4 protein-coding genes are annotated in these 12,010 nt (G+C 32.5%); all 4 read left to right on the forward strand.

The features are described from left to right. Positions 1-146: 146 nt before the first annotated feature. The 4 genes from Q0828_RS13435 (at position 147) to Q0828_RS13450 (ending at position 11,888) form a co-directional block, all read left to right on the forward strand. Complete coding sequence (locus Q0828_RS13435) at positions 147-1,703, forward strand: tetratricopeptide repeat protein (RefSeq protein WP_298421774.1); 1,557 nt, start codon at positions 147-149, stop codon at positions 1,701-1,703. Positions 1,704-1,781: 78 nt separating this feature from the next. Further along, complete coding sequence (locus tag Q0828_RS13440) at positions 1,782-2,258, forward strand: hypothetical protein (protein ID WP_298421777.1); 477 nt, start codon at positions 1,782-1,784, stop codon at positions 2,256-2,258. A gap of 66 nt (positions 2,259-2,324) precedes the next feature. Continuing rightward, entirely contained in the window at positions 2,325-3,923 is a 1,599-nt protein-coding gene (locus Q0828_RS13445) for a tetratricopeptide repeat protein (RefSeq protein ID WP_298421780.1), read from the forward strand. Between the two features lie 96 nt (positions 3,924-4,019). Beyond that, on the forward strand, positions 4,020-11,888 hold the full coding sequence (locus tag Q0828_RS13450; RefSeq protein ID WP_298421782.1) for a hypothetical protein: 7,869 nt from the start codon (positions 4,020-4,022) through the stop codon (positions 11,886-11,888). The last annotated feature ends 122 nt before the right edge of the window (positions 11,889-12,010 follow it).

Here is a 12,010-nt window from a genome sequence, read left to right on the forward strand (position 1 = left end):
CTTGATTCAGAATCTCATTACACTGATTTTCAATGATGATGAGAAACCGAATCGAGTTCGATTTGACGAAAATTAAACTTTTCAGATAGCCTCTAGTGTCTTGTAATACAAAAACAATAGTTTCTTTATTTGTATGTTTGTAACCTATGAAATTCTACCGTATTCTCTTAGTATTACTGTTTAGCTCTTTTTCTTTTGCTCAAGAAATAGATACCACCTTGGTACAACTTGAAGAAAAACTAGCAAATACAACTTCCGACACTGAAAAAATAAAAGCGATGCTTGCGCTAGGCGAATATGAATTGGATCATAACTTTAGTAAAGCTGAATATATTATTACAGAAGCGTTTGAACTATCGCAAAAAAATAAAGAAACGACAACTGCTCATGACAAAGCTTTAATTCAAATTCAATTAGGCGTCTTAAAACGAAGAAAAAGTGAACATGCAGCAGCCATCAAACATTACTTAAATGCATTGAGCTTTTTTGAAGGAGAAAAAGATACAGCAAACATGGCAGATGTATATCATAATATAGGAACGGTTCATAAGTTTCAAAAAGATTTTACGGCGTCGTTTTCTAATTATGACAAATCTTTACAACTCAATACAGCAATCAATAATAAAGAAGGAATTGCATTAGTATTACTCATGAAAGGGAGTAATTATAGAGCGTTGAAAAAGTTGGATTCTGCCGAAATCTATTATAAAAAATGCAAAGACATATTTGTAAACCTTAATGATAGTAAAGGTTTACAACAAGTAAATAATTTCTTGGTACGGCTTTATTTAAGAATGAACAAGGTGGAAGAAGCGCTACAGTTGAACCAAAATAACATTGCGATTGCCAAAAAGAACAATGAAAAGTTAAATTTGGTAACGAATTATATAAAGGCATCAGATATTTACTATAAAGAGAAAGAATATCGAATTGCAGGAAAATATATAGATTCAGCTCTAAAACTTGCTAAAAAAGAAGGATTTAAGGACAGAATTGCATTTGCGTATGGCAAAAAAAGTAGGTTGTGGTATAAATTAAAAAACTATAAATCCGCTTACTTTTCACACAGAAAATACAAAAGCTATTCGGATTCATTATATAATATAGATAATACGAAGAAGATTCAGGAATTAGAATTAAAATTTAAATTCCAACAAGAAAAAAGAGAAGTTCAATTATTGGCTGATAACGAATCTGCTAAGAAAAAAATATATCTTATTCTCTTTATCATCACACTACTATTGAGTGCTATTATTGCATTTTTAGTCAAAAGAGATTTTAAATACAAAAAACGCTTGCTACAATTAGAAAATAAAGCATTATTGCGAGAAAAAGAACAAATCACAAATGCATTCAATCAATTAAAGAATAGTACAAACGCTGAAGAACGTATCAAAGCAAAACAAGAAATCCTAAAACTTAAAATTCTTACGGATGACGATTGGCTTCATTTCAGAGATAAATTTGAACTACTCTACCCTAGTTTTCTAAATCTTTTAAAAGACAGCAATTTTCAGTTTACAAAATCTGAAACCCGATTCTTAATTCTAAAAAAACTAGATTTAGAAACCAAAGAGATTGCAAACATGACAGGAGTTTCAAATGATAGTGTACTAAAAACGCAATACAGACTTCGAAAAAAACTTGACATTGCTAAAACAATTGACATCATTAACTTTTTAGAGCATTCTACTCAAAACTAAAGGTTTACTAAAAACTGTCCAGTTTTTGTCTAGTTGCCATTATTAAGACTGAGTATTATTTTTTGTAGTGTTGTAAACATGAAAAAAATATACTGTATTCTTTTTATAATTACATTGGTCTTAGGTGCTATGATTGCGCTCTTTTTAAAGTATAAAAAACGTTTACTTGAGTTAGAAAACAAAATCTTATTGCAGGAAAAAGAACAAATAAAAGATGAACTCTATAAACTCAAAAATAATCCTAGTGATGAAGAACGCATCAAAGCAAAGCAAGAAATCCTAAAACTCAAAATTTTAATAGATGAAGATTGGATTCGATTTAGAGATAAATTTGAACTGCTCTATCCTAACTTTTTAAATACATTAACTACTTCTAAGTTTCATTTCACAAAATCTGAAAAACGATTCTTAATGCTAAAAAAACTAAACCTTGAAACCAAAGAAATTGCAAATATGGTGGGCGTTTCATATGATAGTGTCTTAAAAACGCAATATAGACTTCGAAAAAAAATGGCTATTGATAAAACTATTGATATTATTAACTTTTTAGAGTAAATGTTTTTTATTCATAAACACTAAAAATAATGTTCTTTAATCAATAAGAATAGGTAATTTTAAACTATGAAAAAGGTCTTATATGTTCTTATGCTGTGTGTGTGTTTTACAACTAGCTCTCAAGAAATAGATACTACACTTGTACGATTACAAGAAAAACTGCATAACGCTCCATCAGATTCTATAAAAGTAGAAACATTACTAAACTTAGGAAAATATCAATTTGGACGCGATAATTACAGTGCTGAAGATTACCTGCTAAAAGCAATCGATTTCATAGAAAATGATGCGTATTCCTCTGATCATCAGTTGGCGATTGCCTACAGAGTTTTGGGTGCTGTAGAACGAAGAAAAGGAAACTATAAAAACACATTTGCCAATTACTATAAAGCATTACGATTATCGTCAGAACCTCAGCATGTGGCAACTGTACATCATAATTTGGGTACAGCAAAACTTTTTCAATATGAGTTTCCAGAAGCTATAGCTGAGTTTCGCAAAGCAATCTCTATTTGGGAAGATTTAAACAATTATGCTGATGCAGCTGGAAGTTATCAAGAAATAGGCGGCGTATATCGTTCTACAAAGCAACTGGATTCTGCTAAATTTTATTATGAAAAAGCTTTAAAAATGTTTGCAATAGGATATAAAGACGATACTCTAAAATATATAAATAGATATTATGGAATCCAGAAGAGTCTTGGATTGGTACTATTGCATAAAAAAAAATACGACAGCGCGCTTTCTAAATTCAAAGAAGCAAGAATACATTTTTCGAAACCGAATCACGATAAGAGTCGATTAATAATAGTAAATGGTAGCATTTCAGAAGCTTATTACCATAAAGGCAACTATAAAGAAGCAATTCGGTATGTAAACGAAGCCCTTTCTATAAGTAAGTCAGAAGGTTTAAAATATCGCATTGCTTCATCTTTAAGAAGACGAAGCAGATTATACCAACGAATGGGGAATTTTGATGCTGCACTTGACGATTATAAGTTATATAAAAAGTATTCAGACTCGCTGATAAATGCAGAAACGATAAAAAAGATTCAAGCGCAGGAATTAAAGTATGTATTTGAAAAAGAAAAATTAGCAGATAGTATCGTGTTTGCGCAAGAAAAAAGAAAAATTGAACTAGTGGCAGACAATGAAGCTTCTAAAAAGAAGATCTATCTTATTCTTTTAATCACTACATTAATTCTTAGTACTATCATTGCATTTTTAGTAAAGAGAGATTTCAAACACAAAAAACGTGTATTGGAATTAGAGAATAAAAACTTAATACAAGAAAAAGAACAAATTACGAATGCTTTTACTAAACTTAAAAATAGTACCAATGCTGAAGAATGTATCAAAGCAAAGCAAGGCATCTTAAAACTAAAAATTTTGACGGATGATGATTGGTTACATTTTAGAGATAAATTTGAATTGCTCTACCCTAGTTTTTTAGATCTTTTAAAAGACAGTAACTTTCAATTTACAAAATCTGAAACACGACTCCTTATTCTGAAAAAATTAGATTTAGAAACAAAAGAAATCGCGAATATGACAGGAGTTTCTAATGATAGTGTACTAAAAACGCAATACAGACTTCGAAAAAAACTTGACATTGCTAAAACTATTGACATCATTCTCTTTTTAGAACAATCGGCTGAAAACTAAATACATACCAAAAATTGTCCAGTTTTTGTCCAGTGCAATTTTGGCATTATTTATTGTAATACACGTAGGTTTGTCCTGTTTTTAAACGAACCTACAATGAAACAGAAATCCCTTATTATTCTCTTATTCGCTTGTATTTGTCAAACTGCTTTTGCACAAACAACTTCGATTCCCGATCCTATTTTTGAAAACTTTTTGGAAAGTAATGGCATGGGAAATGGTATTGCAAATGATCAATTAGTGACGACTGCTAATATTGTAAACAGAACCAACTTAAACGTTGAAGACTTAAATATTAGTGATCTTACAGGAATTGAAGATTTTACAAGTTTATCCGAACTATTAGCGTCTGGAAATGCGCTGCAAAGTCTAGATTTAAGTAACTTAACAAACTTAAATTTTGTTACGTTACACGACAATCAATTAGCAAGCTTAGATATTTCTAACAATCCTAATTTAGGTTCGCTGACCGCTTGGAATAATGGACTTACCACGATAAATATTACAGGTTGTGTTGGACTTGCTGAATTGTATTTAGAAGACAATCTATTAACAGACTTAGATCTTTCACTATTTCCAAACCTTAACGCTATAAACGTTACCAATAATCAGTTAACAACACTGAATATTAAAAATGGTACAAATAATAGCAGTCTAAACTATTCTTCAGCTATAAGTGCAACAGGGAACCCTAATTTAGAATGTATTACGGTAGATGATCCTGTGTTTTCAGCATCAATTTGGATGAATATTGACACAACAACTTCTTTTAGTACTGACTGTAACGCAACAACTTACGTACATAATGATATTTTTGAAGACTATTTAGAAACGCATGACGCGGATGGAAATATAGTTTCTGTAGGAGATGCAACGAGTATGGGAAATGGTATTGCAAATGACGATTATGTAAAAACACCAAGAATTGAAGGCGTTACGACATTGGATGTTAATTCACTCAATATCAATGATCTTACAGGAATTGAAGATTTTGCGGCATTACAAACCTTAAGTTGTTACTTAAATCAATTAACAACATTAAATCTTGCTAGTAATGTGAATTTACTAGAGTTGCAAGCAAGTAATAATTCGTTGGCACAATTAAATCTCAGTAATAATACAGCTTTACAAACTATAAATATTGATAACAATACGATTGACGAATTAGATCTGTCAAACAATACAGCATTAATATCTGTAACTGTTTCTAGTAATGACTTGATACTATTAGACATGAATAACGGTAATAATGGTGCCATTACTTCATTGCTTGCTACAGGGAATCCCAATTTATCATGTATTAATGTAGACAATGCTGCTGTAGCAAATACGTATCCTGGTTGGAGTAAAGATGCGACAACGAATTATGAAGAAGACTGTAATAAAACCTACGTTCCTGATGCAAACTTTGAAAACTACTTAGAAACACATGATGCTGCTGGAAATACAGTTGCTGTAGGAGATGCAACAAGTATGGGAAATGGCATTGCTAATGATGGAATTGTGCATACCACAAGAATCGAGAATGTAACTAGTTTATCTATGGTTTTTAAAGGAATCATTGACCTTACGGGAATTGAAGATTTTACAGCGCTACAAACTTTAAACTGTCCATTTAATAACATCGTGACGCTTGATCTTTCAAGCAATCTAGCATTAACTTCAGTAAATGCAGTGACTAATAATATTCAAATTGTAGATGTATCTAATAATACCAATCTTACAAATCTAACTGTAAGTTCTAATAGTATTCAATCCTTAGATTTATCTAGTAATACTGGACTTACATATATAGCTGTATCAAATAATCAGCTTACGTTCTTGAATATTCAAAATGGAAACAATGGAAACGTTACTAATTTTATTGCAACTCAAAATCCAGATTTAACCTGTATCAATGTAGATGATGAAAACGCATTTTATTTAACTGATTTTCATTGGAATAAAGATAGTACAGCAACTTATGGTATTCATTGTGATGAAACTTATATTCCTGATGCTAATTTTGAAAACTATTTGGAAACAAATAATCTAGGAAATGGTGTCGCAAATGATAACTACGTATTCACTAGTAACATTTCGGGAATGCAAACTTTAAATATAGGCAACTTAAACATTGCTGATCTTACAGGGATTGAAGCATTTGTAGCTTTACAAAGCTTATCCTGTTACCGAAATGACTTAACTACATTAGACCTTAGTGCAAATACCGCATTGATAAACTTACTATGCTACAACAATCAACTAACTACGTTAGATTTGAGTAATAATACAGCTTTAGAACTCTTAGATGCAAATACAAATACTATTTCAAGTTTAAGTCTTGAAGCAAACATTGCTTTAAAAGAAATAAACTTAGATGGCAATGATTTAACATCGTTAAATCTTACTACCTGTGTTGTATTGGAAAAACTAAGCGCTAACAATAACAACTTAGAAGAATTGAATATCGCAAACGGAAATAACCCAGCGATTACCCAATTTGTTGCTACTAACAATCCAAACTTAACCTGTATCCAAGTCGATGATGAAACGGCTTCCTATTTATTAAACACGAGCATTTGGAACAAAGATGATATCGCGTCGTATAGCATCCGTTGTGACGAAACCTACATTCCTGATGCAAATTTTGAAAACTATCTGGAAACGCATGATGCCAATGGAAATATAGTTCCGCTAAACGATCCAACAAGCATGGGGAACGGAATTGCCAACGATAACTATGTAACGACAGCAAATATAAATACGGTAACGTCTTTAGATATAAATAGTCAAAACATTTCAGATGCAACAGGAATTGAAAATTTTACTGCTTTAGAAACGTTTGTCTGCTATTCAAACAACTTAAGCACATTAGATGTGAGCGCTAACACAGCACTAAAAAATCTAATATGTCAAACTAATAACTTAACAGCTTTAGATGTGAGTGCAAATACAGCATTAGAAGCTCTTGTGTGTCATACAAATAACTTAACCGCATTAGACCTAACGACCAATGTAAATCTAATCGTATTAACTGCTAATGACAATTTGATTACTTCCATAGATGCAGAGACTTGCGTTACATTAGAAGAATGTATTGTATCCAATAACAACTTAGATACACTTAATGTAGCTAATGGAAACAATGATCATATGGCTTTTAATGCTACAGGAAATCCAAATCTTAGCTGTATAAATGTAGATAATGATGCTGCTGATTACTTAATGTATTGGTTGAAAGATACGACAGCTTCCTTTAGCGCGCATTGCTACGAAACCTACATTCCTGATGCAAATTTTGAAAACTACCTGGAAACGCATGATGCTAATGGAAATACAGTTTCGATAGGAGATGCAACAAGTATGGGAAATGGTATTGCAAATGATCAGTATGTAACTACTGTTAATATTAATACAGTAAGCAATTTAGATATTCTTAATCTAAATATAGCTGACCTTACAGGGATTGAAGGCTTTGTGGAATTAATAGAATTAAAAGCAAACGGTAATTTATTTACGACTATTGATGTGTCAAGTCTTTCTCAGTTAACTACAATGTTTCTCCATAACGGAAGTTTAACAGCTTTGGATGTGACTGCTAATCTATTACTTGAAGATTTAAGAGTAGAAAACAATCAACTGACGGAAATTGACTTGACGAACAACACGGCTCTTAGAATTTTACAAATTAATGGTAATAGTTTAGCATCAATTGATGTGACTAATAATATAGAATTGGCACGTATACGTACGTATGCCAATCCAATTACTGAATTAGACTTATCTAATAATCCACTATTGACTCAAGTATGGGTCAACAACTCAAGTCAATTAACCACATTGGACATTAAAAATGGAAACAATGGTATTATAGCTAGTTTTAATGCTAGAAACAATCCAAATTTAACCTGTATCAATGTAGACAATTCAGCAGCATCGTATTTAAGTTCTTGGGGGATAAACCTAGATGGTTCCACGTCTTTTGGAGAGCATTGTTATGATACCTATATACCTGATAATAATTTTGAAAACTACTTAGAAACGCATGATGCAGATGGAAACACAGTAACACTTGGAGATCCGTCAAGTATGGGGAATGGTATTGCGTTTGATGATCATGTAACTACGGCAAAAATCAACACGGTAACTTCTTTAAATGTGGCTGGTAAAAGTATATCAAACCTAACAGGAATAGCAGAGTTTACAGCTTTAGAGGAATTATACTGTAGTAGTAACAATATAAATTCGTTAGATCTAAGTATAAATACAGCATTAAGAAGATTAGAATGTAATATCAATATTTTATCTGCATTAGATCTTAGTACAAATACGAATTTAGAACACGTAAACACTGACAATAATCCAATTTCAGCGTTAAATCTTAGTACGAATGTAGCGCTTACATTTTTAACATGTCAAAACAATCAACTAACGAGTTTAGATCTTAGTAACAACCCACTACTAACAAGTATTTTTGCAGCTAACAACACGATTTCAACCGTAACTTTTGGTGCAAATACTGTTTTAGAAACGTTAAGTCTGAACGATAACAGTTTAACAACAATAGACGTATCTCAACTTACAGGATTAGAAAGTTTATTTTTGGCAAATAATAGCATCACAAGCATCAACCTAATCAGTAATCCAAATCTATTAACTGTTTCGGTAGAAAGTAATGCATTAACGGAATTAGATGTAAGAAATGGCGTAAATGGCCAAATTACCGCATTCACAGCGCAAAACAATCCAAACCTAACTTGTATCAATGTAGATGACATTTCTGAACCAAGATTAAATGACTGGACTATAGATACAGGTATTGCCTCGTTTGCCGAACATTGTAATGAAACGTACGTGCCAGATATTAATTTTGAAATTTACTTAGAAACACATGATGCTGACGGAAATATAGTACCAGTAAACGATCCTACAAGTATGGGGAATGGAGTCCAAAATGATAACTATGTAAAAACCTCTCGTATTGAAAATGTGACAAGTTTAGATATAAGCTTTTTCAATATTGTGGATGTCACTGGTATTGAAGCCTTTACAGCTTTACAATCATTTAACTGCTATGATAATTCTATCACTACAGTAAACTTGAGTGCAAATACTGCATTGACAAATCTAAACTGTAGCCACAATCAATTAACAGCATTAGATATTAGCGCAAATGTAAATTTAGAAGTATTACAAGCTTCTCAAAACAGTATTGGAACCATAGATTTACAAAATAATACAGCACTCAAAGAAATCTATCTACAAGGAGCTAGTTTAACAACACTAAATCTTGATCCGTGTGTGGCATTGGAAATTGTAGATGTAACCTTTAACAGCTTAACGGAGTTGAGCATACAAAATGGAAACAATGGAAACATTACAGATTTCAATGCAAATGCAAATCCTCCATTGAGTTGTATTAGTGTAGATGATGAAACGGCTAGCTACTTAAGTTTACTTCCTTGGAGAAAAGATGCTGCTGTAGTTTTTAGCGAAAATTGTGGAGAAACCTACATTCCTGATGCTAATTTTGAAAACTATCTGGAAACGCATGATGCCAATGGTAATATAGTTTCTCTAGGTGATCCGATGAGTATGGGGAACGGAATTGCAAATGATCAATATGTATTGACTAGCAGGATTTCGGAAGTGAACACATTGAATATAAGTCAACAAAATATTGCAGATGTTACAGGAATCGAACGTTTTACACAACTGGAATCCTTTATGTGTTACAATAATAATATCATAACACTAGATGTAAGTGCAAACACTGCTTTGGAAACATTAATATGTTTTAGAAATAATATAACGACCTTAGATGTAAGTGGAAACACCGCATTAATTACATTAGTCTGTTACTTTAATGAACTAACAACTCTTGATGTAAGCACCAATGTAAACTTAGAAATTATTGAAGCTGGAAATAACCAACTAACGACCGTAGATGTAAGCTCCAATACAGTTATAAAACAAATTGCGCTCTACAGTAATGACTTAATATCACTAAATGTAGATGCCTGTGTAGTATTAGAATATCTCAATTTAAAAGATAATGACTTAACCGAATTAAGAGTTGTAAATGGTAATAACGGAGCAATCACAGGTTTTGATACGACACTAAATCCAAATTTAATCTGTATCAGCGTAGATGATGTGACAGATCCAGCTTTAAATGATTGGTTGATAAACGTAGATGGTTCCACATCTTTTGGCGAACATTGTAACGAAACGCAAGTGCCAGATGCTATTTTTGAAAACTATCTGGAAACACACGATGCAGATGGAGATACGGTGACTATTGGCGATCCAACAAGTATGGGGAATGGAATTGCAAATGATGGATATGTACGTACAGCAAGCATTCAATCGGTGATGAATTTAAGAGTTTCCAATCTCGATATAGTAGACTTAACAGGAATTGAAGATTTCACAGCATTAGTAGATTTAAACTGTAGCAGAAACCTATTAACAAGCATAGATGTAAGTCAAAACGTATTACTAACGGATCTAATTTGTAGCAGAAACCAGTTAACAAGCTTAGATGTTTCTCAAAACATATTACTAACAGACCTATTTATTGCAGACAATCAAATTACAAGCATAGATTTATCTCAAAATACACTACTAGACTTTGTATCTGCATCAGAGAATCAACTAACGAGTTTAGATCTTTCCAACAATCCATTGATGGAAGAATTAGAGTGTACAGAAAACCTATTAACGAGCCTAAATATAAATCAATGTACTGTTTTAAGAGACTTGATCTGTAATGATAACAATCTGCAAACAATAGATTTAACAACGAATACAGGATTGGTATATTTTGAAGCAAATAATAATGATTTGACAAGTTTAGATATTTCTCAAAATACAAACTTGGATTATTTCTCAGTGGAAAACAATCTACTAACGAGCATAGATGTATCCCAAAACACGAATTTGCAGGCGTTCTCTGTAGAAGATAATCAAATAACAAGCTTGGATTTATCTTTAAATGTCAACTTAGAAGAAGTCATCTGTCGTAGCAACGCGCTTACCAGTTTGAATCTTAAAAATGGAAATAATGGAAACATTGATTTGGTTTTAATCAATAACAATCCAAATTTAACCTGTGTACTTGTAGATGATGCTTCTTATTCGTTTCCTTTTCAAATTAAAGACTTCCAAACGATGTATAATGAAGTAACCTGCGGAATTCAAGTGTCGCCAAAAGTGCTATTGCAAGGCGCTGCTTTAAATCCAATGACAGGAGAAGAAACGCTAATGCGAGACGATTTACGAACAGCTTCACTCCTACCAACTACAAGTCCTTACGGAGATAACAGAACCTGTAATAGTACTGTTTTTGATGTGACCGGAACTGATGCCATTGTTGATTGGGTTTGGATAGAATTGCGCGATGCAACGAACAACATGCTTGTACTAGAAGCAAAATCAGCTTTATTACAACGCGATGGAGATGTGGTAAGTGTAGATGGTGTTTCTGCGGTAGACTTTAATGACGCTTCCGCGGGAAATTACTATGTGACACTAAAACATAGAAATCACTTAGGAATCATGACGTCAACTACGATTGCATTGGCACAAACGGAAACTACAGTAGATTTTACAGACGCAAACGACCAAATTACCTATGGAAGCAATGCACAAACAACCTTTGGTATGCAAACCGATATGATAGCGATGTGGACAGGAAATGCAAATGAAGATACAATTGTTCAATACTCAGGAACAAATCCTGATACACCAACGATTCTATCTTCTGTGTTAAACGATGCTGGAAACTTTTTAAACTTTCCAACCTATATCGTTGGTGGATATAACGCAAATGATGTCAATATGGATGGAGATACGCAATACTCAGGAACAAACCCTGATACGCCTTTCATTCTTCAAAATGTATTGGCACATCCTGGAAACTTCCTAAACTTTAGTACCTATCAAATCATAGAACAATTGCCAGAAAACTTGAACAATTAATTAAACATAAAGATTAAAGAAACTGTCTAAAAAGTTAAAATATTTGAAGTTGTCACATTGAGCGCAGTCGAAATGCTTTGATAATTAGCACTTATTATTTCTCGACTGCGCTCGAAATGACA

The organism is uncultured Kordia sp. (assembly GCF_947496985.1).
In the GTDB taxonomy this organism is placed as follows: Bacteria; Bacteroidota; Bacteroidia; order Flavobacteriales; family Flavobacteriaceae; genus Kordia.